Source organism: Cytobacillus firmus, assembly GCF_023657595.1.
GTDB lineage: Bacteria > Bacillota > Bacilli > Bacillales > Cytobacillaceae > Cytobacillus > Cytobacillus firmus_B.
In genome coordinates, this window is sequence record NZ_CP098323.1 from 35,001 (window position 1) to 59,405 (window position 24,405).

At 44.5% G+C, this 24,405-nt stretch carries 24 protein-coding genes and 2 rRNA genes (1 of these 26 cut by a window edge); 24 read left to right on the top strand and 2 right to left on the bottom strand.

Annotated elements, in window-relative coordinates; translation table 11 throughout:
- A 23S ribosomal RNA gene (locus tag NAF01_RS00175) occupies positions 1 to 2,783 on the top strand (it extends 153 nt beyond the left edge of the window).
- 205 nt (positions 2,784 to 2,988) lie between these two features.
- Positions 2,989 to 3,105: ribosomal RNA gene (rrf, locus tag NAF01_RS00180) — 5S ribosomal RNA — on the top strand.
- A 417-nt stretch (positions 3,106 to 3,522) separates the two neighbouring features.
- Here rrf and NAF01_RS00185 read toward each other — a convergent pair.
- Complete coding sequence (locus NAF01_RS00185; protein WP_035332946.1) at positions 3,523 to 3,726, bottom strand: sigma factor G inhibitor Gin; 204 nt, start codon at positions 3,724 to 3,726, stop codon at positions 3,523 to 3,525.
- 257 nt (positions 3,727 to 3,983) lie between these two features.
- Here NAF01_RS00185 and NAF01_RS00190 point away from each other — a divergent pair, with 257 nt between their 5' ends.
- The 10 genes from NAF01_RS00190 to rsmI all read left to right on the top strand — a co-directional run bounded on the left by NAF01_RS00190 (position 3,984) and on the right by rsmI (position 11,297).
- The gene (locus NAF01_RS00190; RefSeq protein WP_250801507.1) at positions 3,984 to 5,420 is read left to right on the top strand and encodes an aminotransferase class I/II-fold pyridoxal phosphate-dependent enzyme; all 1,437 of its coding nucleotides are present in this window, start codon (positions 3,984 to 3,986) and stop codon (positions 5,418 to 5,420) included.
- A gap of 20 nt (positions 5,421 to 5,440) precedes the next feature.
- On the top strand, positions 5,441 to 6,067 hold the full coding sequence (gene tmk, locus NAF01_RS00195; RefSeq protein WP_048009769.1) for a dTMP kinase: 627 nt from the start codon (positions 5,441 to 5,443) through the stop codon (positions 6,065 to 6,067).
- A gap of 143 nt (positions 6,068 to 6,210) precedes the next feature.
- Positions 6,211 to 6,540, top strand: a complete 330-nt coding sequence (locus NAF01_RS00200) for a cyclic-di-AMP receptor (RefSeq protein ID WP_009336682.1) — start codon at positions 6,211 to 6,213, stop codon at positions 6,538 to 6,540.
- Between the two features lie 42 nt (positions 6,541 to 6,582).
- A complete protein-coding gene (locus tag NAF01_RS00205) occupies positions 6,583 to 7,023 on the top strand; it encodes a YaaR family protein (protein ID WP_250801513.1) in 441 nt (146 codons plus the stop codon).
- Positions 7,024 to 7,036: 13 nt separating this feature from the next.
- Positions 7,037 to 8,044, top strand: coding sequence for a DNA polymerase III subunit delta' (gene holB, locus NAF01_RS00210; RefSeq protein ID WP_048009771.1), 1,008 nt, complete (start codon positions 7,037 to 7,039; stop codon positions 8,042 to 8,044).
- Positions 8,037 to 8,864: a PSP1 domain-containing protein gene (locus NAF01_RS00215; RefSeq protein ID WP_035332950.1), complete on the top strand. Its 828-nt coding sequence runs from the start codon at positions 8,037 to 8,039 to the stop codon at positions 8,862 to 8,864. Before holB ends, NAF01_RS00215 begins: the two co-directional genes overlap by 8 nt.
- A 12-nt stretch (positions 8,865 to 8,876) precedes the next feature.
- Positions 8,877 to 9,251 carry a DNA replication initiation control protein YabA gene (gene yabA / locus NAF01_RS00220; RefSeq protein WP_197212363.1) on the top strand — a complete coding sequence of 125 codons (375 nt, stop codon included), beginning with the start codon at positions 8,877 to 8,879 and terminating at the stop codon, positions 9,249 to 9,251.
- Between the two features lie 75 nt (positions 9,252 to 9,326).
- The gene (locus NAF01_RS00225; RefSeq protein ID WP_250801515.1) at positions 9,327 to 10,067 is read left to right on the top strand and encodes a tRNA1(Val) (adenine(37)-N6)-methyltransferase; all 741 of its coding nucleotides are present in this window, start codon (positions 9,327 to 9,329) and stop codon (positions 10,065 to 10,067) included.
- Complete coding sequence (locus NAF01_RS00230) at positions 10,057 to 10,320, top strand: GIY-YIG nuclease family protein (protein ID WP_048009774.1); 264 nt, start codon at positions 10,057 to 10,059, stop codon at positions 10,318 to 10,320. Before NAF01_RS00225 ends, NAF01_RS00230 begins: the two co-directional genes overlap by 11 nt.
- A gap of 98 nt (positions 10,321 to 10,418) precedes the next feature.
- Positions 10,419 to 11,297: a 16S rRNA (cytidine(1402)-2'-O)-methyltransferase gene (rsmI, locus tag NAF01_RS00235; RefSeq protein WP_226620317.1), complete on the top strand. Its 879-nt coding sequence runs from the start codon at positions 10,419 to 10,421 to the stop codon at positions 11,295 to 11,297.
- 150 nt (positions 11,298 to 11,447) lie between these two features.
- Here rsmI and NAF01_RS00240 read toward each other — a convergent pair whose 3' ends face one another.
- The gene (locus NAF01_RS00240) at positions 11,448 to 11,732 is read right to left on the bottom strand and encodes a transition state genes transcriptional regulator AbrB (protein ID WP_048009776.1); all 285 of its coding nucleotides are present in this window, start codon (positions 11,730 to 11,732) and stop codon (positions 11,448 to 11,450) included.
- Positions 11,733 to 12,572: 840 nt separating this feature from the next.
- Here NAF01_RS00240 and metG point away from each other — a divergent pair.
- From metG to spoVG, 12 genes are all read left to right on the top strand, one after another.
- Positions 12,573 to 14,540 (top strand): methionine--tRNA ligase, encoded by a 1,968-nt coding sequence (gene metG / locus NAF01_RS00245; RefSeq protein WP_048009777.1) that lies wholly within the window; start codon positions 12,573 to 12,575, stop codon positions 14,538 to 14,540.
- 215 nt (positions 14,541 to 14,755) lie between these two features.
- Positions 14,756 to 15,523, top strand: a complete 768-nt coding sequence (locus NAF01_RS00250; protein WP_048009778.1) for a TatD family hydrolase — start codon at positions 14,756 to 14,758, stop codon at positions 15,521 to 15,523.
- 657 nt (positions 15,524 to 16,180) lie between these two features.
- Positions 16,181 to 17,374 (top strand): G5 and 3D domain-containing protein, encoded by a 1,194-nt coding sequence (locus NAF01_RS00255; protein WP_048009795.1) that lies wholly within the window; start codon positions 16,181 to 16,183, stop codon positions 17,372 to 17,374.
- A 486-nt stretch (positions 17,375 to 17,860) separates the two neighbouring features.
- Positions 17,861 to 18,421 carry a ribonuclease M5 gene (gene rnmV / locus NAF01_RS00260; RefSeq protein WP_250801516.1) on the top strand — a complete coding sequence of 187 codons (561 nt, stop codon included), beginning with the start codon at positions 17,861 to 17,863 and terminating at the stop codon, positions 18,419 to 18,421.
- Positions 18,414 to 19,292 carry a 16S rRNA (adenine(1518)-N(6)/adenine(1519)-N(6))-dimethyltransferase RsmA gene (gene rsmA / locus NAF01_RS00265; RefSeq protein ID WP_048009779.1) on the top strand — a complete coding sequence of 293 codons (879 nt, stop codon included), beginning with the start codon at positions 18,414 to 18,416 and terminating at the stop codon, positions 19,290 to 19,292. Before rnmV ends, rsmA begins: the two co-directional genes overlap by 8 nt.
- A gap of 178 nt (positions 19,293 to 19,470) precedes the next feature.
- Positions 19,471 to 20,355 carry a sporulation peptidase YabG gene (gene yabG, locus NAF01_RS00270; RefSeq protein ID WP_163145139.1) on the top strand — a complete coding sequence of 295 codons (885 nt, stop codon included), beginning with the start codon at positions 19,471 to 19,473 and terminating at the stop codon, positions 20,353 to 20,355.
- 309 nt (positions 20,356 to 20,664) lie between these two features.
- Complete coding sequence (gene veg / locus NAF01_RS00275; protein ID WP_009336667.1) at positions 20,665 to 20,928, top strand: biofilm formation stimulator Veg; 264 nt, start codon at positions 20,665 to 20,667, stop codon at positions 20,926 to 20,928.
- 121 nt (positions 20,929 to 21,049) lie between these two features.
- Positions 21,050 to 21,223 carry a small, acid-soluble spore protein, alpha/beta type gene (locus tag NAF01_RS00280; protein ID WP_197212422.1) on the top strand — a complete coding sequence of 58 codons (174 nt, stop codon included), beginning with the start codon at positions 21,050 to 21,052 and terminating at the stop codon, positions 21,221 to 21,223.
- A gap of 318 nt (positions 21,224 to 21,541) precedes the next feature.
- On the top strand, positions 21,542 to 22,411 hold the full coding sequence (gene ispE / locus NAF01_RS00285) for a 4-(cytidine 5'-diphospho)-2-C-methyl-D-erythritol kinase (protein WP_250802403.1): 870 nt from the start codon (positions 21,542 to 21,544) through the stop codon (positions 22,409 to 22,411).
- 59 nt (positions 22,412 to 22,470) lie between these two features.
- Positions 22,471 to 23,289, top strand: coding sequence for a pur operon repressor (gene purR / locus NAF01_RS00290; protein ID WP_250801521.1), 819 nt, complete (start codon positions 22,471 to 22,473; stop codon positions 23,287 to 23,289).
- A 24-nt stretch (positions 23,290 to 23,313) separates the two neighbouring features.
- Positions 23,314 to 23,688: a RidA family protein gene (locus tag NAF01_RS00295; RefSeq protein WP_250801529.1), complete on the top strand. Its 375-nt coding sequence runs from the start codon at positions 23,314 to 23,316 to the stop codon at positions 23,686 to 23,688.
- Positions 23,689 to 23,863: 175 nt separating this feature from the next.
- Positions 23,864 to 24,154 (top strand): septation regulator SpoVG, encoded by a 291-nt coding sequence (gene spoVG, locus NAF01_RS00300; RefSeq protein ID WP_009336662.1) that lies wholly within the window; start codon positions 23,864 to 23,866, stop codon positions 24,152 to 24,154.
- The last annotated feature ends 251 nt before the right edge of the window (positions 24,155 to 24,405 follow it).

Below are 24,405 nucleotides of genomic sequence, written 5' to 3' on the forward strand. Positions count from 1 at the left end.
TTATCTGAATACATAGGGTATGGAAGGCAGACCCGGGGAACTGAAACATCTAAGTACCCGGAGGAAGAGAAAGCAAACGCGATTCCCTGAGTAGCGGCGAGCGAAACGGGATTAGCCCAAACCAGGAGGCTTGCCTCCTGGGGTTGTAGGACACTCTATACGGAGTTACAAAGGAACGAGGTAAATGAACAGGTCTGGAAAGGCCGGCCAGAGAAGGTAAAAGCCCTGTAGTTGAAACTTCGTTCCCTCCAGAGTGGATCCTGAGTACGGCGGGACACGAGAAATCCCGTCGGAAGCAGGGAGGACCATCTCCCAAGGCTAAATACTCCCTAGTGACCGATAGTGAACCAGTACCGTGAGGGAAAGGTGAAAAGCACCCCGGAAGGGGAGTGAAAGAGATCCTGAAACCGTGTGCCTACAAGTAGTTAGAGCCCGTTAATGGGTGATAGCGTGCCTTTTGTAGAATGAACCGGCGAGTTACGATTACATGCGAGGTTAAGTTGATAAGACGGAGCCGCAGCGAAAGCGAGTCTGAACAGGGCGAATGAGTATGTGGTCGTAGACCCGAAACCAGGTGATCTACCCATGTCCAGGGTGAAGTCCAGGTAACACTGGATGGAGGCCCGAACCCACGCACGTTGAAAAGTGCGGGGATGAGGTGTGGGTAGCGGAGAAATTCCAATCGAACTTGGAGATAGCTGGTTCTCTCCGAAATAGCTTTAGGGCTAGCCTCATGTAGTAAGAGTCTTGGAGGTAGAGCACTGTTTGGACTAGGGGCCCCCATCGGGTTACCGAATTCAGACAAACTCCGAATGCCAAAGACTTATCCATGGGAGTCAGACTGCGAGTGATAAGATCCGTAGTCAAGAGGGAAACAGCCCAGACCACCAGCTAAGGTCCCAAAGTATACGTTAAGTGGAAAAGGATGTGGAGTTGCTTAGACAACCAGGATGTTGGCTTAGAAGCAGCCACCATTTAAAGAGTGCGTAATAGCTCACTGGTCGAGTGACTCCGCGCCGAAAATGTACCGGGGCTAAACGTATCACCGAAGCTGTGGATTGACATCTTCCGATGTCAGTGGTAGGAGAGCGTTCTAAGGGCGTTGAAGCCAGACCGCAAGGACTGGTGGAGCGCTTAGAAGTGAGAATGCCGGTATGAGTAGCGAAAGATGGGTGAGAATCCCATCCACCGAATGCCTAAGGTTTCCTGAGGAAGGCTCGTCCGCTCAGGGTTAGTCGGGACCTAAGCCGAGGCTGAAAAGCGTAGGCGATGGACAACAGGTTGATATTCCTGTACCACCTCTTTACCGTTTGAGCAATGGGGGGACGCAGGAGGATAGGGTAAGCGCGCTGCTGGATTAGCGCGTCCAAGCAGTTAGGCCGGTAACGAGGCAAATCCCGTTACCATACAGGCTGAGCTGTGACGGCGAGGGAAATTCAGTACCGAAGTTCCTGATTCCACACTGCCAAGAAAAGCCTCTAGCGAGGGAAAAGGTGCCCGTACCGCAAACCGACACAGGTAGGCGAGGAGAGAATCCTAAGGTGAGCGAGAGAACTCTCGTTAAGGAACTCGGCAAAATGACCCCGTAACTTCGGGAGAAGGGGTGCTCATTAGGGTGAATAGCCCTGATGAGCCGCAGTGAATAGGCCCAGGCGACTGTTTAGCAAAAACACAGGTCTCTGCGAAGCCGCAAGGCGAAGTATAGGGGCTGACGCCTGCCCGGTGCTGGAAGGTTAAGAGGAGAGGTTAGCGCAAGCGAAGCTTTGAATCGAAGCCCCAGTAAACGGCGGCCGTAACTATAACGGTCCTAAGGTAGCGAAATTCCTTGTCGGGTAAGTTCCGACCCGCACGAAAGGCGTAACGATCTGGGCACTGTCTCAACGAGAGACTCGGTGAAATTATAGTACCTGTGAAGATGCAGGTTACCCGCGACAGGACGGAAAGACCCCGTGGAGCTTTACTGTAGCCTGATATTGAATTTTGGTACAGCTTGTACAGGATAGGTAGGAGCCTGAGAAGCCGGAGCGCCAGCTTCGGTGGAGGCGTCGGTGGGATACTACCCTGGCTGTATTGAAATTCTAACCCGCGCCCCTGATCGGGGCGGGAGACAGTGTCAGGTGGGCAGTTTGACTGGGGCGGTCGCCTCCTAAAAAGTAACGGAGGCGCCCAAAGGTTCCCTCAGAATGGTTGGAAATCATTCGCAGAGTGTAAAGGCACAAGGGAGCTTGACTGCGAGACCTACAAGTCGAGCAGGGACGAAAGTCGGGCTTAGTGATCCGGTGGTTCCGCATGGAAGGGCCATCGCTCAACGGATAAAAGCTACCCCGGGGATAACAGGCTTATCTCCCCCAAGAGTCCACATCGACGGGGAGGTTTGGCACCTCGATGTCGGCTCATCGCATCCTGGGGCTGTAGTCGGTCCCAAGGGTTGGGCTGTTCGCCCATTAAAGCGGTACGCGAGCTGGGTTCAGAACGTCGTGAGACAGTTCGGTCCCTATCCGTCGTGGGCGCAGGAAATTTGAGAGGAGCTGTCCTTAGTACGAGAGGACCGGGATGGACGCACCGCTGGTGTACCAGTTGTCTTGCCAAAGGCATCGCTGGGTAGCTATGTGCGGAAGGGATAAGTGCTGAAAGCATCTAAGCATGAAGCCCCCCTCGAGATGAGATTTCCCATAGCGTCAAGCTAGTAAGATCCCTGAAAGATGATCAGGTTGATAGGTCAGAGGTGGAAGCGTGGCGACATGTGGAGCTGACTGATACTAATCGATCGAGGACTTAACCAAAACGAAAAGCGGAGGCGACTGTTCAACTTCGAGAGACGTTGGAGAGCCGGCCATTCAAATCCTGGTTTTGGGATTTGGAGGGACGGATCGAAACGGCCGAGAAGTTAGGAGCCGAAGCTAGACAAGTCATTGGTGATACTCGGCAAAAATACTTCTTCATACATTATCTAGTTTTGAGGGAACGAAGTTTCTTCAAACCAAATAGTCCGGTGGCGATAGCGAGAAGGTCACACCCGTTCCCATACCGAACACGGAAGTTAAGCTTCTCAGCGCCGATGGTAGTTGGGGGCTGTCCCCCTGTGAGAGTAGGACGCTGCCGGGCAAATGAAAGAGCACCTGATGGGTGTTCTTTTTTTGTGTGATTATAGGTATCTGAATCAACTGGACTCTTCTTTTTATTGAAAAATGCAGATATGCCTCACCTTTTCTGGATATGCGCCAGAATCGTATTATATGCGGCGTTCCCTGTTTTCATAGTCAATTTCGTTCTCCGTAAGAAGAATTGTGCCAAATGTAAGTAATCTTCAAAACGTGCTAGGTAAATTAAAAATCCTGTTAGATAAATTCATAAATTTGCGGATAAAACCCAAGACATGCTAGATAAACTCCAAAACCTGTTAGATACACCGCCAAGCCCAGGCATGCACCCAAATAAATCCCAGCATGACAGTAATCCAGTGCATCTCAGCTGCCCCGACAGCACAAAAAAATAAAAAGCCCCTATCAAAGGGCTTACATTTCAAGAAAATATCTCCGGCATTGTTATTTTCCGCAGCTTCTTTAAGTAATAATTATATTTTGGATGACTTGTATCCGTGGTGATTAAATCATTCTCACAATCTGTGCAGATAAAAGAAGTGTATAGATGTATTCCCCTGGTTTTTGCCTGCTCGCATATGACACATTCTTCCCCTGCCTGTTTCTTTGCTAATAGCGAACCCAATCACTCCACCTCCATACCCTTAGTCTGCCCAGATTAACACTATTGTATACAATTTTTTGAATTTTCATTGGCGGGTTTTTCTGAGGTTACTTGATTAATATTGTATGATGGAAATCTAATTTGGGTGTATGTCTATAAAGGATTTCTTTTATTATTTTGCCTGATGTTTCAGGGACTGGCGCAGATATCGCCCTTATGTAGCAGTTACATACTTGTTTTGTTAAAATAGGAGAAGAATCATAGGAAAGTGTGAACATATGAATCAGGAAAACACTCCATTATGGAACCAATTACAAAAACATGCTTCACACCAGCCGTTGTCCTTTCATGTGCCGGGCCATAAGAACGGTTATCTTGCAGGCGGTGAGGGAGCAGATTATTTTAAACATATTTTAAAGCTTGATGCTACGGAGCTCGGCGGACTGGATGATTTGCATTCTCCTGAGGGAGTCATCCTGGAGGCTCAAGAGCTGCTTGCCGGCCTGCATGGAGTTTCAAAAAGCTTTTTCCTTGTGAACGGGTCGACTGCAGGGAATCTTGCCATGGTCCTGTCAGCAGCAGAAGAAAAGGAGACTGTACTGGTCCAGCGGAACTGCCATAAGTCCATCCTGAATGGCATTACTTTGGCTAAGGCGAAGCCTGTCTTTTTAGCGCCTGAGTTTAATGAAGAGTGGGGCGTTGCCGGGGGAGTGGCTTTAGAAACGGTAAAAGAGGCGATCAGGCAATATCCGGATGCAAAAGCAATCATCTTAACCTATCCGAATTATTATGGAATGGTATACGACCTTGAAAATATTATTCAGTGTGCCCACGATCACGGTATTCCGGTACTGGTGGATGAGGCTCATGGAGCGCACTTAATAGGCGGGAGCCATTTTCCCGCATCGGCTGTTCAGCTTCAGGCAGATCTCACGGTACAATCGGCACATAAAACGCTGCCTGCTATGACAATGGGTGCTTATCTGCATTTTAACAGCCGTTTTATAAAGGAAGAGAAAGTGTCCAACTATCTGGGGATACTCCAATCAAGCAGCCCTTCCTATCCGATTATGGCTTCTCTTGATTTGGCAAGGGCTTATTTAGCTTCATTTTCGAAAAAGGATGAGGAAGCACTGCTAAAAAAAATCGGGCGTTTCAGGAAGGATCTAAACAGGGTTAAAGGCATTAAGGTACTGCCATTTCAATATCACAAAGGCGACCCTTTAAAGGTAACCATTCAGTCGGAAACCTCACTCAGCGGATTTGACCTGCAGACTCTTCTGGAGAAGCACGGGATCTTTACGGAAATGGCGGATCCCTATAATGTCCTGTTTGTTTTGCCTCTTTTGAAGAACGATATGGATTATCCATTTGACCGGGTGATTGAATGTTTGAAAGAGGAATTGACATCATTCATACCGGCAGACCGCCAGGAAAGAATCACTTTCATTAAAAAGCCTGTTTCCGGCCTTGCCCTTGAGCAAAAGGAACAGAGTCAGCACACCATTAAAATGGTGGCACTGGAAGAGGCAGCCGGTAAAATATGCGCTCAGCAGGTAATTCCTTATCCGCCAGGCATTCCGCTCTTATACCCGGGTGAAATCATTGAGAGCGAAGATATAGCAAACATCAGATTACAAATTCAGGCCGGAGCGCGGTTTCAAAATGGAGACAATATAAAAGCAGGCAGCATTAACGTTTATGAGGATCTATAACAGCAGCTGGAGGAAGTAAAATGAAAAAAGGTAAGTTTATTACGGTCGAAGGACCAGAGGGTGCCGGAAAGACAACGATTATTGATATGCTGGCAAGCAATCTGGCAGAGGAAGGCTATCAGGTGCTTCAGACAAGAGAGCCTGGCGGAATTGAGATTGCTGAGCAAATCCGAAGTGTCATACTTGATAAAAAGAATACAAAGATGGACCCGAGAACAGAGGCTCTGCTGTATGCGGCAGCCAGAAGGCAGCACCTGGCTGAGAAAGTAAAGCCGGCACTGGATGAGGGATATATCATTTTATGTGACCGGTTTATTGATAGCTCTCTTGCCTATCAAGGTTATGCAAGAGGACTTGGCATTGAGGAGGTCTACTCCATCAACAGCTTTGCCATTGAAGGCATGATGCCTGAACTGACTTTGTATTTTGATATTGATCCTGAAGCCGGCCTGGATAGAATCAATCAGCATAAAGGACGGGAAGTGAACCGCCTGGACCTGGAAAAGCTCGGCTTTCATCATAAAGTGCGGGAGGGCTATCTGAAGCTAATGGAGCTTTACCCGGAGCGCATCTTTAAGATTGATGCTTCAAAGCCATTGGAGGAAGTCTATCAGCAGGCGGAGAGCAAGCTGAAAGAACGAATATAAAAACTTGCCTTAAAGATTATATTTCTTTAAGGCTTTTTTAAAATATTTTTTCTGTATTCCCTTAATTTCTGCTTGAAGATAAAATAATTGATATAATAAAAGTAAGACAAAACGGATGAAAACTTTGTAAAGGGGATGGGCTTATGAAATTAATTCTGGCAGTCATTCAGGATCAGGACAGCAATAAGCTAATGAATGCGCTGGTTGACAATAACTTTCGTGCGACAAAATTGGCCAGCACGGGCGGATTCTTGAAATCAGGCAATACAACGTTCATGATCGGGACAGAGGATATCCGTGTGGAGAGAGCCCTGCAGATTATTAAGGAAAATTGCAGAGCAAGAGACCAGCTGGTTGCACCGGTATCGCCGATGGGCGGAAACGCTGATTCTTATGTGCCCTACCCTGTTGAAGTTGAGGTTGGCGGTGCGACAGTGTTTGTTCTGCCAGTCGAGCAGTTCCATCATTTTTAATCATTACAGAGGGAGCTTAGAGCCCTTTGCGGAGGATCAGGTATGAAAATTAATCAGGAACTTCGGCTCAAGATGGAAAATGTCCGCAATGAGCAGAAGCAGGCAGCCGGGAATGACGTTAAATTTTCTGAAATGGTGCAGAAGCAGGACCAGAAAATGCAGGCTTCCCAGCTTCAGGGTCTGTTAAAGGATATAGATGCCGCAGGAGAACGGCTGGCCCGCTCCAGAACCTTTAAGGATCTGGCCAAATTTAAAACGCTTGTGAAACGATTTGTGAAGGAAGCAGTTGATTTTGGAATGGAGCTGAGGCAATCGCACAGCTGGAACCAGCATGGACAGGGCCGATCTCTGAAAGTGGTGGAAACGGTTGATGAAAAGCTTTCAGAGCTGACAGATGAATTAATGAAAAAAGAAGAATCTTCTATTGATATATTAGGAAAAGTCGGAGAGATTAAGGGGCTCCTAATAAATTTATATATGTAAGTGAGTGATACTTGTGGGAAAAACGTGGGAACAGCTGGAGGCCATACAGCCAGTTGTATTAAAAATGTTTAAAAATAGCATAGTGAAGAATCGGCTGGCCCACGCCTACTTGTTTGAAGGGATGAAAGGAACAGGAAAGCGGGAAGCAAGCATGCTTTTGGCGAAAAGCCGATTCTGCCATGAACCGCTTGAAGGGTATGTTCCATGTGAAACATGTTCAAACTGCAAAAGGATAAACAGCGGAAATCATCCGGATGTTCATATTCTGGAGCCGGACGGGCTTTCTATCAAAAAAAATCAGATTCAAAGCCTGCAGGAAGAGTTTTCAAAGACCGGGGTAGAATCCAGGCGGAAACTTTATGTGATTGTTCATGCTGACAAAATGACAGTGAACGCTGCCAACAGTCTGCTTAAATTTCTGGAGGAACCTCATTCAGAGACGACCGCTGTGCTGATTACCGAGCAGTCGCAGCAGATGCTTCCTACTATTCTATCCCGCTGTCAGTCCATTTCTTTTAAACCATTATCTCCTGCTGAAATGATTCAGCAATTAAAAAATAATGGAGTGGATCCTGTCCAGGCACCATTACTTGCACAAATTACCAATAATTTGGATGAAGCTTTACAATATAGTTCTGATGATTGGTTTGTACAAGCACAAAAAATAGTGTTAAAATTATATGAAGTGGTAAAGAAGAATCCGCTTGAGGCAATGGTTGCCCTTCAGGAGGACTGGTTCTTGCACTTTAGAGAAAAAGAGCAGATTGATCGCGGCTTGGATCTATTACTTCTTATTTTTAAAGATTTACTATATATTCAGCTTGGGAAACAAGACCAGGTTGTCCATCTGAACGAACGAAAACGTTTAGAGCAGTTTGCGCTGCAATCTTCCACCAAACGCCTGACGGAACAGATGACGGCTGTTTTGGAAGCCAAAAGAAAATTGCAGGCAAATATGAATCCGCAGCTGTTGATGGAACAGCTTGTGCTAAAATTGCAGGAGGGATCTTCCTTTGTATGATGTAGTAGGAGTGCGCTTTAAAAAAGCGGGCAAGATTTATTATTTTGATCCCGGAGATCTCTCAATACAAAAGGATGACTTTGTCATTGTCGAAACTGTCCGAGGTGTAGAATACGGAAAAGTGGTAATTGCCCCGAAGCAGGTCGATGAGCATGATGTTGTCCTTCCATTAAAAAAGGTTCTTCGTATTGCAGATCAAAAGGATCGCATGATTGTTGAGGAGAACAAGCAGGCCGCCAAGGAAGCATACGAGGTATGCTGTGAAAAGGTACAAACACATCAGCTTGATATGAAGCTGGTGGATGTTGAATATACATTTGACCGAAATAAGGTCATCTTCTACTTTACGGCTGATGGCCGGGTTGACTTCCGCGAGCTTGTCAAAGATCTCGCAGCCATCTTCCGGACAAGGATTGAACTTCGCCAGATTGGTGTGAGGGATGAAGCAAAAATGCTGGGCGGAATTGGCCCATGCGGAAGAATGCTGTGCTGTTCCACTTTCCTGGGTGACTTTGATCCTGTATCCATTAAGATGGCAAAGGACCAGAATCTATCGCTGAACCCAACGAAAATATCGGGTTTATGCGGCCGCTTAATGTGCTGCCTGAAATATGAAAATGATGAGTATGAAGCAGCAAAAGAAATGCTTCCGGACCTTGGGGAATGGATTCAGACCCCGGATGGAGCCGGAAAAGTGGTAGGCTTGAATATATTGGAGCGTGTGCTGCAGGTTGATGTGAAAGAAGCCGAGCGCGTCCTCGAATATACACTGGATGAAATTTTAAAACAAGGTGCTGTATCAGTTCAGTCCACAGATTAAGAGGTGGAAGTCGTGGATAAAAAAGAAATCTTTGACTCAGTGAGTAATATGGAAACCCAAATTGGAGAGTTATATCAGCAGCTTGGTGAGTTAAAGCAGCATTTGGCAGAAATACTTGAAGAGAATAACTCTTTAAAGCTGGAAAATGAACATTTACGACGTCATTTAGACATACCTGCGGAAAAGGAAAGCACATCGGCGAAAAAACGCAAGTCAGAGCAGTCGGCCGATGCTGCAGATGAGGATAAGGTGATTGATATTGGCGAAGGTTATGATAACCTGGCCCGCCTCTATCAGGAAGGCTTTCACATTTGCAATCTTCATTTCGGCAGCCCGCGTAAAGAGGGAGACTGTCTGTTTTGCCTGTCTTTCCTGAATAAGAAGTAAACTTTTAGCCTTCCTGTGATAGGAAGGCTATTTTTCCATAAAAGCAAAGAATCAGAGAAGCATGGAGGATCAAGAATGGATTTTTTAAACGAAGGGGAGCGGCTGGACTATTTGCTGGCTGAAGATATGAGAATCATTCAAAGCCCGGCCGTTTTTTCTTTTTCACTGGATGCTGTCCTGCTGGCCCGGTTTGTGTATGTGCCGATTCAAAAAGGCAATCTCGTTGATTTGTGCAGCGGAAATGGCGTGATTCCGCTTTTTTTAAGCACAAGAACAAAGGGGGCCATTACAGGCGTCGAAATTCAGGAGCGTCTGTATGATATGGCGGTCAGAAGCATTGAATACAATAAGCTTCAAGACCGGATTAAGATGATTCGCGGGGATATTAAAGAGATCCATCGAGAATTAGGTTATGGAAAATTTGATGTTGTCACCTGCAACCCGCCTTATTTTCCGACTCCTTCTAAGGAAGAAATCAACGAGAATGAGCATTTGGCGATTGCCCGCCATGAAATTCTCTGTACACTTGAGGATGCGGTTAAAGCGTCAAGCGGACTTGCGAGACAGGGAGGCAAGGTGGCATTTGTGCACAGGCCGGGCAGGTTCCTGGACATTGTCACGCTCATGCGCAAATATAAGCTGGAGCCGAAAAGGGTGCAATTTGTCTATCCGAAGGCCGGAAAAGAAGCAAACACGCTGCTGATTGAGGCAGTTAAGAACGGAAATCCAGACCTGAAAATCCTGCCTCCTTTATTTGTATATAATGAAGAAAATGAATACACACCCGAAATGAGAGAGATTTTATATGGAGAATAGCCATTTTTTTTACGTTCTCCATTGCCGTGATGGCAGCTTATATGCAGGCTACACCAATGATCTTGAAAAACGGGTGAAGGCCCATAATGAAGGAAAAGGGGCCAAGTATACCAGAGGAAGAGGACCGGTTGAGCTGGTCTTCTCCCGTTCTTTTTCGGAAAAAGGCGAAGCGATGAGAGCGGAATATGAATTCAAGCAATGGTCCCGGAAGAAGAAGGACGAGTTTTTAAAACAACACAATATTTCAATTTAATAATTTGAAAACAGTCTAGCTCCGAGCGCCATCGGCTCGAGGTCTTAAGCCGATAAGCGGGCGCTCTGCGCTTTTCAAGAAAGAGACGGGTGGTACATATGTGGCAGCAAAAAAGCTTTGAGCATGAAGAGTCAAAAGGAATTCTGTATTTAGTCCCGACTCCAATCGGCAATCTGGAAGACATGAGCTTCAGGGCGGTTAGAATCCTGAAGGAAGCGGACTTTATTGCAGCGGAGGATACGCGCAATACAAAGAAGCTATGCAATCATTTTGAGATTGCCACACCCATCATCAGCTATCATGAACATAATAAGGAAATCAGCGGACAGAAGCTGCTTGAAAAAGTGGCCAATGGCGCAAAAATTGCCCTTGTCAGTGATGCAGGGATGCCTGCGATTTCAGACCCGGGCTATGACCTTGTAACAGCGGCTGCTGAAGAAAAGCTGACAGTGGTGCCCCTTCCCGGTGCGAATGCTGCTTTGACCGGCCTGATTGCTTCCGGCATCAACACGCAGCCCTTTTATTTCTATGGGTTCCTGAACAGGCAGAAGAAACTCAAGAAACAGGAACTCGAGGATCTCTCCAGGCTATCGGCAACCATCATCTTATATGAAGCTCCCCACCGCCTGAAGGAAACCCTCTCGCTGATGTCGGACATCATGGGTAACAGGAATATTGCATTATGCCGCGAACTGACGAAGAGATATGAGGAATTTATCCGGGGAACTGTAGAAGAAGCAATTGAATGGGCATCAAGCGGCGAAGTGAGAGGAGAATTTGTGATTATTATTGAAGGGACTTCGGAGACTGTGCAGGATGCAGAAACTGCCTGGTGGGAGAATCTTTCGATTGAGGATCATGTCAGCTATTATATAGAAGAAACAGGTCTCTCGAGCAAGGAAGCCATCAAGCTAACCGCAAAAGATCGGGGATTAAATAAGCGGGATGTTTACCATGCTTATCATATCGAAGAATAAAAAAAGCTTCTCACACAAGTGAGAAGCTTTTTTTCATTGTCTAGCTCCAGCGCCTACCCCCTCGAGGTCACAAGCCAATCCTCCCAAAAGGCAAAGAACCTTTCCGTGAGGCTCGTGTCGGGGGTGGACAAGGCGCTTCCGCTTTTCTAATTATTTTACAGTTTCAAAAGTGTTTTGAATTTCTTTTAACAGCTGCTCTGCACCATCACGGCTTAGAATTAATTTGCCGTTAGCCAGTGAGATATTATCATCAGATACTTCCCCGGTAACATGGCAAGTCATGTTTGGCTTGTACTTTTTAAGGATGATTCTTTCGTCATCTACGTAGATTTCTAAAGCATCCTTTTCAGCGATTCCAAGTGTGCGTCTTAGTTCAATAGGGATTACTACGCGGCCAAGCTCATCAACTTTACGAACAATACCTGTAGATTTCATAATAAAAGTCTCCTCTCAAATCTCCAATAATATTTTTCTCTATCTATATCGTTTCGTCATTATTCGACAAAATCTTTGTTACATTCATAATACCAGCCATTCCCATATACGTCAATTACTTTATTTTGGAATGGAATAGAAAATTTTAGGATACTGTCTGAAGTGTTGATATAACTGCGATTTTCGAAATAAAAGCCATTTTAAATGAAAATATGGAAATAAACTTCCAAAAATTCAATATATGACTCTTTTCGACATTTCGACAAAATTCTACAAAAATCCATGCTATTGCTATAATAATATTCGAAAGGCAGTTTCCTTTTTTAGGGATAGAAACTAAAAAAATTTTTTATTAGAGAAAAATCCTGCCGTTCCTTTCTGCCTATTGGTTGCACAATTTCAAGTTTTTAGGTATATTTTGATGGTATAAGAGGTTATGCTGACGAATATAACTTCTTGTAAAATATCGATATAGCAGGCCCAATAACGGCACGATTTTCTGATTAATACTCTCGTCCAAATGGGGCGGGATTTTTTTACAGAGATAAGAAAGTATTACTTTGAACTTCGATAACTGTCTAGCGCAAGCAGCCTACCCTCTTGAGGTCACAAGCTTGTCTAGTTGCGGCTCCTAGGGACTCGAGACATAAGCCAATCCCTTCCAGAAGGAAAGAACACCTTCTTGCAGGGCTCGTCTTATGCTTGTCGTCCCTGGGCAGTCGCCTTCACTTTTCAGGCAATCCTCTCAAAAAGGTAAAGAACACCTTTCCGTGAGGCTCGTCTTTTGCTTGTCGGGGGTGGGCAAGGCGCTTGCGCTTTTAATATAAGGGAGGGAATCTTGTGGAGGACAAATTAAAGACGTTTTATTTAACCACTCCAATTTATTATCCTAGTGGAAATTTACATATAGGGCATGCCTATACAACGGTGGCCGGTGATGCAATGGCGCGCTACAAGCGCATGCGCGGCTTTGACGTTATGTACCTGACGGGAACGGATGAACATGGACAGAAGATCCAGGAGAAGGCAGAAGAAAAAGGGGTAACACCTCAGCAGTACGTTGATGAAATTGTTGCCGGCATTCAGGATCTCTGGAACAAGCTTGATATTTCCTATGATGACTTTATCCGTACGACACAGGACAGACATAAGCAGATCGTTGAAAAAATCTTCGCCCAGCTTGTAGAACAGGGTGATATCTATCTTGGCGAATATGAAGGCTGGTATTGTACGCCTTGCGAGTCTTATTACACAGAACGCCAGCTTGCGGACGGCAACTGCCCTGACTGCGGACGTCCCGTTCATAAAGTGAAGGAAGAATCTTATTTCTTTAAAGTAAGCAAATACGCTGACAGACTTCTGCAGTATTATGAAGAAAATCCATCTTTCATACAGCCTGAATCACGCAAAAATGAAATGATCAATAACTTCATTAAACCGGGCCTTGAGGATTTGGCGGTATCCAGAACAACCTTTGACTGGGGAGTAAAAGTGCCGAATAATCCAAAGCATGTGGTGTATGTATGGATTGATGCACTATCAAATTACATTACCGCACTTGGCTATGGAACCGATGATGATTCCAAGTATCTGAACTACTGGCCTGCAGATGTTCACCTGGTTGGAAAAGAAATTGTGCGCTTCCATACGATTTACTGGCCAATCATGCTGATGGCTTTGGATGTGCCACTGCCGAAAAAGGTATTTGCTCATGGCTGGCTTTTGATGAAGGATGGCAAAATGTCCAAATCAAAGGGAAATGTAGTGGACCCTGTTACCCTTATTGACCGTTATGGCCTGGATGCACTGCGCTATTACCTGCTTCGTGAAGTGCCATTCGGCGCAGACGGTGTATTTACGCCGGAAGGTTTTGTGGAAAGAATCAACTTTGATCTTGCCAACGATTTAGGCAACCTGCTAAACCGTACGATTGCGATGGTGAATAAATACTTTGACGGTGTTATTCCGGCATATACAGGTTCAGAAGGTGAGTTCGACCAGCAGCTGCTGCAAATGAACCGTGAGACGGTTTCCAAATACGAGGAAGCCATGGAAAAAATGGAGTTCTCTGTTGCCTTATCTGCCGTGTGGCAGCTTGTCAGCAGAACGAATAAATATATAGATGAAACACAGCCTTGGACACTGGCCAAAGACGAAGAGAAAAGAGAAGAACTTGCAAGTGTGATGGTTCATCTGGCAGAATCCCTGCGCAGAATCGCGGTGCTTCTGCAGCCATTCCTGACACGCACGCCGAAGGAAATCTTCACACAGCTTAATGTAAATGAAGAAGCATTAACATCCTGGGAAAGCCTTGAGACATTCGGCCTGATTCCTGAAGGCACAAAGGTATTAAAGGGAGAACCGATTTTCCCTCGCCTGGATATTACGGAAGAAGTTGAGTTCATTAAAACAAAAATGCAGGGATCCGCTGCTCCTAAAGAAGGAGCGAAGCCCGAAGCAAAAGCAGAGGAAAAGCCGGATAGCGAAGAAATCTCAATCGATGACTTTATGAAGGTCGATCTAAGAGTGGCCCAGGTCATTGAGGCTGAACCGGTTAAAAAGGCTGATAAGCTCCTGAAATTACAGCTGGATCTTGGCTATGAAAAGCGCCAGGTCGTTTCCGGAATTGCTAAGTTCTATAAGCCGGAAGAACTGGTCGGCAGAAAAGTCATCTGTGTAACCAATTTAAAGCCTGTTAAACTTCGCGGCGAGCTTTCAGAAGGAATGATTTTAGCAGGAGGAAAAGACGGCGAACTTTCACTTGCCACAATTGCTGAATCTCTTCCACTAGGTGCAAGGGTAAAATAATATTATTTATTTTTCCTGTTAAACATAAAAAACATAGAAGTGTTAAGCGTATACCGTAAGCATTTCTATGTTTTTTATTTTTGGAAAAAATTATTCTTGGAAAGTAATTTCTGGTTGATTTATCTAATTGGGACCATTTTGACAGTAATGTCGTTTTGTTACATCACTGACATAATAGTAATAGAAAAATAATATGAAGGAAAAGGAGTTTTTTGATGTTTTTCGACACACACGCACATCTTAATGCCGAACAATATAACGAAGATTTACAAGAGGTGATCGACCGGGCCCTTAGTGAAGGAATTTCCAACATTGTGGTCGTCGGGTTTGACCGTCCAACCATTGAAAAAGCGATGGAGCTGACTGAGCAATACGAATTCATCTACGCCTGTGTGGGATGGCATCCGGTTGATGCCATTGATATGACAGAGGAAGATTTGCTATGGATTGAAGAGCTTTCCAGCCATCCCAAAGTGGTGGCACTGGGAGAAATGGGCCTGGATTATTATTGGGACAAGTCCCCGAAGGATATTCAGAAGGAAGTCTTCCGAAAACAGATCCGTCTGGCGAAGAAAGTCAAGCTTCCCATCGTCATCCATAACCGTGATGCCACATCCGATATAGTCGAAATCCTCAAGGAAGAAGGAGCGGGAGAAGTAGGCGGAATCATGCATTGCTTCAGCGGCAGCCCGGAAATTGCCCAAGAGTGTGTGGATATGAACTTCTACATTTCCCTTGGCGGTCCAGTGACCTTCAAAAACGCAAAAAAACCAAAGGAAGTAGCCGATGTTATTCCGCTTGAAAAGCTGTTGATTGAAACAGACTGCCCATATTTGACCCCTCATCCGCACAGAGGAAAACGGAATGAACCCAGCTATGTCAAATTGGTGGCAGAGCAGATTGCAGAAATAAAAGGACTTTCAACAGAAGAAGTTGCACAGGCAACCACAGAAAATGCAAAAAAATTATTCGGCATAAACTGATAGCTCAATTTGTCGAAGCCTGTAGGAGCTTGTCCAAATCTTTTCTGATTCTAAAAAGTTCTACATGTCTCCTTCTTCTCATAGGATAACCATGTCGATAAGTCTCTCTTTCCTTTCATCCGGTTTTTTTGCATAATAGGAAATACGTTTACGGGACTGCTTGCCAATTACTAGAAAAAGTTAGTTGGATAATTAGAAAAAGGTGCTGTTTTAGCACCCCTGCTGATCGAGCGGAGGGCGTTTACTGCTGATCGGGGAGCGTGACAGTTGGAGGACTGGAAGCCTGAAGTCTTGAGGGATTTCAGAAAATCACTCCCGATTGCTGAGCGCCTGGTCAGCCGGAAAACAAATGATTTCCAGATGCGTGAAAAATTCCTAAATCAAAAAAAGAAGGATTTTTCACATGGATGTTGAAAAGTATAAATCCAAGGCAAGCATGACTGAAAACAGGGTAAATGCAAGAAGGCATGCATAGAAGGGAACTATCATTCATACATAGAGATAGAGTGCAGTTCTAAGAATACAGGCAAAAAAGCCTAATGCCTGCGTTTTTCCAGCCTTTCGGAAGCTGGAAAATTGAAAGAGTTGACAGTCGGCAAGATACTCTATATAATCACTCCGAGAGAAAAGGAGGCGTTTTTCATCGTGATTCAAAACATGAAAAACCTGTTATCCAAGTCTTTGAGTAAAAAGAAATTGGCCATTTTTTCTGCTAGTTTAGTAGTTTTTGCTGCTGCCTGTGGTTTCATTGCGTATGAAACGACAAAGAAAACAGTAGCACTGACGATAGACGGCCAAGAGAAAGTCATCAAAACGCATGCAGCAACGATTCAAGATATATTCGATGATCTAGATATTTCACTCCGCTCAGAAGATTATGTGTTTCCCTCGGTAAACACAGAGGTTAAGGACAATACAGAAATTGTCTATGAACCGGCTAAACAGGTGAAAGTTGTAACAGATAACGAGAAGAAAACGATTTGGACGGCTGCAAAGACGGTCGGGGACGTTTTAAAAGAACAGAATATTACACTGACTGAACATGATAAGGTTCAGCCAGAGCCAGAGGATACAGTTAAAAACAACCTGGAAATTCAAGTAGAGAAAGCATTCGCTTTAACGCTTAATAATGGCGGTAAAGAGAAGCAGGTTTGGTCAACTTCGACTACGGTCGCTGACTTTTTATCACAGCAGGGAATCAAGATCAATGATTTAGACCGCGTTGAACCAAAGTTGGAAGAGACAGTCAAAGCCAATGACAAAATAAAAGTCATTCGAGTTGAAAAAGTCACCGATGTAGTGGAAGAACCAATTAATTTCGCAGTTGTGACAAAGAAGGATAATAACTTAACTAAGGGCACTGAAAAAGTGATGAATGCTGGAAAAAAAGGCCTTAAGACGAAAGAGTTTGAAGTCGTCCTGGAGAATGGCAAAGAAATTTCCAGAAAGCTGATCAGTGAAAAGCAAGTGAAGGAAAAGCAGGATAAAGTCGTTGCTGTCGGAACAAAGGTGGCTGCAGCAACACAAGTCGTTTCGCGCGGAACAAGCAGCAAGGCAAGCGGTAAAGAAATATATGTATCGTCAACTGCCTATACGGCTAATTGCAGCGGATGCTCAGGCAAAACGGCTACCGGTTTGGACCTGCGTGCCAATCCGGGTGCTAAGGTCATAGCGGTTGATCCAAGTGTCATTCCCCTTGGAACGAAAGTCTATGTGGAAGGCTATGGCTATGCCGTTGCAGCTGATACAGGAGGCGCGATTAAAGGAAACAAAATCGATGTATTCTTCTCCTCCAAATCAGAAGCATACAAGTGGGGAAGAAAAACGGTAAAAATTAAGATACTGAATTAAATTTTATGATGCAGGGGCTTCCCCTGCATTTTTTATTTCATTGCAGAGAAGGTTAATGGATAACATTTTTCATTTTCAAGCTGGTTCATATATAATAAGAACTATTCTTTATAAATATATTCTTCTTACATCTATTTAGACGAATTACATTACAGAAATGTTTCAAGTTTTTTTCAATTTTTTTATATTTTTTAACGGAATGAGAAGTTTTTAATTTTGAACATCGATACTGTCTAGCTCCAGCACCTACCGCCTCGAGGTCACAAGCTTGTCTTGTTTCGGCTCCTGGGGATTCGAGACATAAGCCAATCCCTTCCAGAAGGAAAGAACACCTTCTTGCAGGGCTCGTCTTATGCTTGTCATCCCTGGACAGTCGCCTTCACTTTTCAGGCAAGCCTCCCAAAAGGCAAAAAACGCCTTTCCGTGAGGCTTGTCTTGTGCTTGTCGGCGGTGGGCAAGGCGCTTGCGCTTTTCTTAGGAGGAACCATGAAAATCAAGGAAATTATCGTTGTAGAAGGCAAGGATGATACAGCGGCGATCAAGAGGGCGCTGGATGCCGATACAATTGAAACAAATGGATCTGCCATTAACGGGGTAACCATTGAAAAAATAAAGCTTGCCCATAAGACCAGAGGGGTCATCGTGTTCACAGATCCGGACTTTCCCGGACAAAAAATCCGGAATACGATCACCAATGAAGTTCCCGGATGCAAGCATGCCTTTATAGAAAAAGCGGATGCCCTCCACAAGCATGGCAGAGGAGTGGGTGTTGAGCATGCATCGCCAGAAATGATCCGCCAGGCATTAAAGGACGCACAGGTTATGCAGGAAACCTATGAAGAAACCATTACCCAGGAAGACCTGGTCACTGCAGGCCTGATTGGCGGGGAAGGTGCCAAGGAAAGAAGAGAAAAGCTTGGCAGACTTCTTAAAATCGGTTACACAAACGGCAAGCAGCTTCATAAGCGCTTAATGATGTTTCAGATTAGCCAGAAGGATTTTGCTGAGGCAATAGAAGCTATTCGCAAGGAGGAACAAAATGCATAAAGATATTGCAACACCAGCCAGAACACGGGCGATTTTGGATAAATACGGCTTTTCTTTTAAGAAAAGCCTGGGACAGAACTTTTTGATTGATACGAATATTCTCCGGAGAATCGTCGATCATGCTGATTTAACTGAAGAGTCGGGCGCCATCGAAATCGGCCCGGGGATTGGGGCACTGACCGAACAGCTGGCCCGGAGAAGCAAAAAGGTGCTGGCTTTTGAAATTGACCAGCGGCTGCTTCCCATCTTAGAGGAAACTCTATCGCCATATCCCCATGTATCCATCATCAATGAAGACGTATTGAAGGCAGATGTAAAGACAGCGATAGAACGGGAGTTTGAAGGCATTGACGATATTATGGTTGTCGCCAACCTTCCTTACTATGTAACAACCCCGATTATCATGAAACTGCTCGAGGACAAGCTTCCGATCAGAGGCATCGTCTGTATGCTGCAAAAAGAAGTGGCAGACAGAATTTCGGCCCGTCCAGGCACGAAAGAGTACGGCTCCCTTTCCATTGCTGTCCAGTACTATACAGAGGCTGAAACGGCCATGATCGTGCCGAAGACGGTTTTTGTGCCGCAGCCAAATGTGGATTCTGCCGTCATTAAACTGACAAAGCGTAAACAGCCGGCAGTGGCAGTCAAAAGTGAACCATTCTTTTTCCAGGTAACAAAAGCAAGCTTTGCCCAAAGGCGCAAGACGCTTCTGAATAACTTAACGAGCCAGCTGCCTGAAGGAAAACAGAAGAAGGAACAAATCCTCTCCGCTCTCGAACAGGCGAATGTCGAGCCGGGCAGAAGAGGGGAAACTCTATCCATCGAAGAATTTGCCCGTTTGAGCGATGCTCTGCTGCCCCATTTTTCATAAAAGACCAAGCCTGCTGAGTAGACAGCGGGCTTTTTTTTCGCCCGCATGCCTATCTTCCCAACCGCCTTTTCTACGCACATGTTCATAGTCAAATGCATAATTTATGACATAAATAATAAATCACAAACAAGAGCTTAGATGCAGCCCGCGTATACCTCGGGAAATTGGAGTGACGACATTGACTATAAATACGATGGATATCGTCGGAAGAATTTCGTATCATTGTGATATTCTATTCCGCGTGATTGATATTAGAGAACAGGGCGGAAAAAAAATTGCCATATTATTCGGAGAGGATATCCGTCTTGTTGCGGATGCTCCCTGTGAGGATTTAATCGTCATTAACCAGGCGCAGCGGATGAAGTTCGAAGAGGAGTTCAGGTCACTTGAAGAACAGTCCTTCCAGCTATTCAGGCAGGACGTGGCTCTCTTGAGGGAGAAGCAGGAGTATGAAGTGACTGACGGCTACAGCAAGACACTAAACTATTTTCAGATGCCAGGCAGGGTGCTTCATCTGGATGGTGATCCTTCTTATTTAAAAAAATGCTTGAGTGTGTATGAAAAAATAGGTATACCCGTAACAGGGATCCATTGCAGTGAAAAGGAAATGCCGATGAAAATCGGACAGCTCATTGATCATTACAGGCCGGATATCCTCGTTGTAACAGGTCATGATGCGTATTCAAAGGCAAAGGGGAAAAAATCCGATATCAATGCTTACAGGCACTCCAGGGAATTTGTGCAGGCGGTAAGGGAAGCGCGCAAAAAAGTACCGCATCTTGATCAGCTTGTCATTTTTGCCGGAGCATGCCAGTCACATTTCGAATCACTGATCCATGCTGGAGCCAATTTTGCCAGTTCTCCTTCCAGAGTAAATATTCATGCCCTTGACCCTGTATACATTGTGGCGAAAGTCAGCCTTACTCCATTTATGGAAAGAATCAATTTATGGGATATTTTAAGAAATACACTGACAGGTGAAAAGGGGCTTGGAGGAATCGAAACCCGGGGAGTACTGAGAACAGGAATGCCATTTAATGACGAAGAATTAAATGAATCTTAATGAGCGGGCCGTTTTTATTATTTGCGGCTTGTTTTTTTATGTTTGTTTGTAATAGGGTATTTAGCATTTTTCGAGAAATTTCGCGCGGGGGCATTCGTCTATTTCCCAGGTAATGAACGGCAAGCTTATAAGCTTTCTAAAAACTATACATAATCTTTTCCAATTAAGGCAATCCTAAAATTGTTGAAAATTAGAAGAAAAAGTAGAACAAAACATATTGACATTTAAATTTAAACACTGTTATAATTTATATTTTTGTTTGACAGTATTGTGTCAGTGTGATATACTTAACATAGTGAGGTGGACCGAATGGCAAAAACATTATCAGATATTAAAAAAGCTCTTGATTCAAATCTTGGGAAAAGGCTCCTGCTAAAAGCAAATGGCGGGCGCAGAAAGACCATTGAACGCTCAGGAGTTCTGGCCGAAACGTATCCTTCAGTATTTGTGATTGAGTTAGATCAGGATGAAAATGCATTTGAACGGGTATCTTACAGCTATGCGGATGTTTTAACAGAAACGGTTCAAATTACATTCTATGAAGATACATCAGGACAGGTTGCTTTAAGCTAATAATATATATGACAGCAGGCGGTGAACAATTGTTTACTGCTTTTTGTTTGCCCTTTTTTCATAAAATAGCGGGACCTTTCCACATACTATACATACCGCAGTGCGAAAGGGGATGTTAATGTTGGGCAGAAGACGCGGCGTTATGTCAGATGGTTTAAAAGAAGAAATTGCGAAAGAGCTTGGCTTTTATGATGTGGTCCAAAAGGAAGGCTGGGGCGGCATCCGTGCGAAAGATGCCGGCAATATGGTTAAGCGGGCCGTTGAAATCGCACAGCAGAACCTTCTTAACAAATAGCATTCGCACAGAATATGTTTAAGCATTAATATGCACTGCGTCTGCCGAGGCTTATGCCTCGGCATTTCTTTTGGCCAAACAGCGACACCCTCTATATTCCAAGCCACCTGAGCTTTTATGTTTATTTTGTGGTAAAATAGGACAAAAAATGGAGACGCTCTATAAGAAAAGCTTTAAACCTCCGCTTATTGCCGCGTAAAATAAAGTCAATACTGAATGAAGGTAGGGGTTCCCTTCTAAATGAACCGGCAGGGCAAAGCGCTTCGCTTGTGGAGCTGGACAGGAGTCCGATTTAAAGGAAAGAAGTAGGTGGAAATGTTGAAGGTCATGGTGAAGGCGCCTGCTAAAATCAATTTGTCATTGGATGTTTTACATAAACGGGAAGATGGCTATCATGAAGTGGAAATGATAATGACAACAATTGATTTAGCTGACCGCCTGGAATTAACACTTTTAGATAAAGACGAGATCAGGATTATCTCTCATAACCGTTTTGTTCCGGATGATCAGCGGAATTTGGCATATCAGGCTGCACACCTTCTTAAAGAACGGTTTCAAGTAAAAAAAGGTGTGGCCATTACAATAGAAAAAATGATTCCGGTTGCAGCTGGGCTTGCCGGCGGCAGCAGTGATGCAGCTGCGGCTCTCAGGGGCCTTAACAAGCTGTGGGGTCTGGGGCTTTCATTGGATCAGCTTGCTGAAATAGGAACGGAAATCGGTTCTGATGTTTCTTTTTGCGTATACGGAGGCACTGCATTAGCTACAGGGCGGGGAGAGAAAATTCAGGAGCTTCCTGCACCTCCAACCTGCTGGGTTATACTTGCTAAGCCGTTTATCGGCGTATCGACAGCGGATGTATACAGGAGACTGGATGTAGAGAAGGTGCAGCATCCAAATACAAAAGGAATGGTCGAAGCGATCCAATCTGGCTGCTATGATGATGTCTGCCGAAATATGGGCAATGTACTCGAGGATGTCACGCTGAGTATGCACCCCGAGGTCCTGCAGATAAAAGACCAGATGAAACGATTTGGTGCGGATGCTGTCCTGATGAGCGGCAGCGGGCCAACCGTGTTTGGGCTTGTGCATCATGATTCAAGAATGCATCGGATTTATAATGGCCTCAGAGGGTTTTGTGACCAGGTTTTTGCAGTCAGAATGCTCGGAGAAAGACATAAGCTTGATTAAATCCGTATATTAATGGTATATTATCGTTAAAACATTCGGATTTAAATGGGGGTTCCACAATGAAATTTCGCAGAAGCGAACGGTTGATAGATATGACCAATTATTTATTGAACCATCCGCGTCAGCTGGTATCCTTAACTTTCTTTTCAGAAAGGTATGGTTCCGCCAAGTCTTCGATCAGTGAAGATCTCGCCATTATCAAAGAAACATTTGAGCAAAGAGGAATAGGCACACTGCAGACCGTTTCCGGAGCAGCAGGCGGCGTCAAGTTCCATGTTAAAGTGCCTGATGATGAAGCCCGTCCATTTGTAGAGGAGCTTTGCGGTTTAATTGCCAGCCCGGAAAGGCTTCTTCCCGGGGGCTATCTCTATATGACTGACATTCTCGGAGATCCTTTAATTGTCCAGCGTGCAGGCAGGCTTTTTGCCTCAGCCTTTGCGGATAAGCCCGTTGATGTGGTCATGACAGTAGCTACAAAAGGAATACCGCTTGCTTATGCGGCCGCTAATTATCTCAATGTGCCCGTTGTTATCGTCAGACGTGACAGCAAGGTGACAGAAGGATCTACGGTAAGCATTAACTATGTGTCAGGCTCTGCTAAGAGGATTCAAACCATGGTACTTTCGAAAAGAAGCCTGGCAGAGGGTTCCAATGTCTTAATCATTGACGATTTTATGAAAGCCGGCGGAACGGTTAATGGAATGGTCAGCATGCTGGAAGAATTTAAAGCAAACCTTGCAGGCATTGCAGTCCTGGTGGAAGCAGAAAAAGCAGAAGAACGGCTGGTTGATGAGTACCTTTCTTTAGTACGTCTATCTGATGTTGATGTAAGGGAAAGGAAAATCAATGTAAGTGAAGGCAACTATTTTAAAAAATAATCATATTTTTTAGGGGGAGAATTCATGAAAGTCATTCAAACGAATCAGGCACCGGCAGCAATTGGACCGTATTCTCAAGGAATTACAGTAAATAACCTATTCTACAGCTCAGGTCAAATTCCGCTTACTGCTGAAGGCGTTTTGGTGGATGGGGATGTAAAAGAGCAGACGCATCAGGTATTTAAAAACCTTCAGGCAGTGCTTGAAGAAGCTGGCGCGTCATTTGATACGGTGGTAAAAGCGACAGTATTTATCAAGGACATGAACGAATTTGCAGCTATTAATGAAGTGTATGGGGAATACTTCAGCACACACAAGCCTGCGCGCTCATGTGTGGAAGTAGCACGCCTGCCAAAGGATGTCCTTGTGGAAATTGAAGTTGTAGCTCTTGTTAAATAAATAACCGCAATTCACTCGCTAATTCACTCGCTCGTTCATATAACGGGCGTTTTTATTTGAAAAAATTCTTTGAACAAAATATTCAAAAAATATTTTTTATTAAAGAAGGAGATTTAGGAAATATGTTGAATTTATACAATTAGGATTATATCTTCTCGAAAAGGTGGTGAACAGGATGGAAGTGACAGACGTAAGATTACGCCGCGTTAATACGGATGGACGAATGAGGGCAATTGCATCTATTACGCTTGATCATGAATTTGTTGTTCATGATATTCGTGTGATTGATGGAAATAATGGCTTATTTGTAGCCATGCCGAGCAAACGTACTCCGGATGGGGAGTTTAGAGATATCGCGCACCCAATCAATTCAGGAACGCGCGGTAAAATCCAGGAGGCTGTTTTAGCCGAGTACCACCGTTTAGGTGAATTAGAAGTTGAATTTGAAGAAGCCGGTGCTTCCTAAGAAAATAAATCAACAAGGGCCTACTTCATAAGTAAGGCTCTTTTTTATTTCAGCTGTTAAAAACTAGCTCTAAGCCCCTTGTTAATGGCGGCGCTTAGGGCTTTTTCTTTTCTTCCTCTTTACCCTTTATCTAAAAGTAGTAAACCAATTTTTAAATAAATACTGTTTAAGGTAATGACAAATATATGTACTTTGTCATCAATTCTTGAAATAAGAGCCCATTTAAGATATATTCGTTATGGATAAAAAGG

What these genes read in the sequence shown, in the direction of transcription:
- NAF01_RS00190 (WP_250801507.1), top strand. Translation starts at nt 3,984, where the DNA reads ATGAATCAGGAAAACACTCCATTATGGAACCAATTACAAAAACATGCT.
- tmk (WP_048009769.1), top strand. Translation starts at nt 5,441, where the DNA reads ATGAAAAAAGGTAAGTTTATTACGGTCGAAGGACCAGAGGGTGCCGGA.
- NAF01_RS00200 (WP_009336682.1), top strand. Translation starts at nt 6,211, where the DNA reads ATGAAATTAATTCTGGCAGTCATTCAGGATCAGGACAGCAATAAGCTA.
- NAF01_RS00205 (WP_250801513.1), top strand. Translation starts at nt 6,583, where the DNA reads ATGAAAATTAATCAGGAACTTCGGCTCAAGATGGAAAATGTCCGCAAT.
- NAF01_RS00225 (WP_250801515.1), top strand. Translation starts at nt 9,327, where the DNA reads ATGGATTTTTTAAACGAAGGGGAGCGGCTGGACTATTTGCTGGCTGAA.
- NAF01_RS00230 (WP_048009774.1), top strand. Translation starts at nt 10,057, where the DNA reads ATGGAGAATAGCCATTTTTTTTACGTTCTCCATTGCCGTGATGGCAGC.
- rsmI (WP_226620317.1), top strand. Translation starts at nt 10,419, where the DNA reads ATGTGGCAGCAAAAAAGCTTTGAGCATGAAGAGTCAAAAGGAATTCTG.
- NAF01_RS00240 (WP_048009776.1), bottom strand. Translation starts at nt 11,732, where the DNA reads ATGAAATCTACAGGTATTGTTCGTAAAGTTGATGAGCTTGGCCGCGTA.
- NAF01_RS00250 (WP_048009778.1), top strand. Translation starts at nt 14,756, where the DNA reads ATGTTTTTCGACACACACGCACATCTTAATGCCGAACAATATAACGAA.
- NAF01_RS00255 (WP_048009795.1), top strand. Translation starts at nt 16,181, where the DNA reads ATGAAAAACCTGTTATCCAAGTCTTTGAGTAAAAAGAAATTGGCCATT.
- rnmV (WP_250801516.1), top strand. Translation starts at nt 17,861, where the DNA reads ATGAAAATCAAGGAAATTATCGTTGTAGAAGGCAAGGATGATACAGCG.
- rsmA (WP_048009779.1), top strand. Translation starts at nt 18,414, where the DNA reads ATGCATAAAGATATTGCAACACCAGCCAGAACACGGGCGATTTTGGAT.
- veg (WP_009336667.1), top strand. Translation starts at nt 20,665, where the DNA reads ATGGCAAAAACATTATCAGATATTAAAAAAGCTCTTGATTCAAATCTT.
- purR (WP_250801521.1), top strand. Translation starts at nt 22,471, where the DNA reads ATGAAATTTCGCAGAAGCGAACGGTTGATAGATATGACCAATTATTTA.
- NAF01_RS00295 (WP_250801529.1), top strand. Translation starts at nt 23,314, where the DNA reads ATGAAAGTCATTCAAACGAATCAGGCACCGGCAGCAATTGGACCGTAT.
- spoVG (WP_009336662.1), top strand. Translation starts at nt 23,864, where the DNA reads ATGGAAGTGACAGACGTAAGATTACGCCGCGTTAATACGGATGGACGA.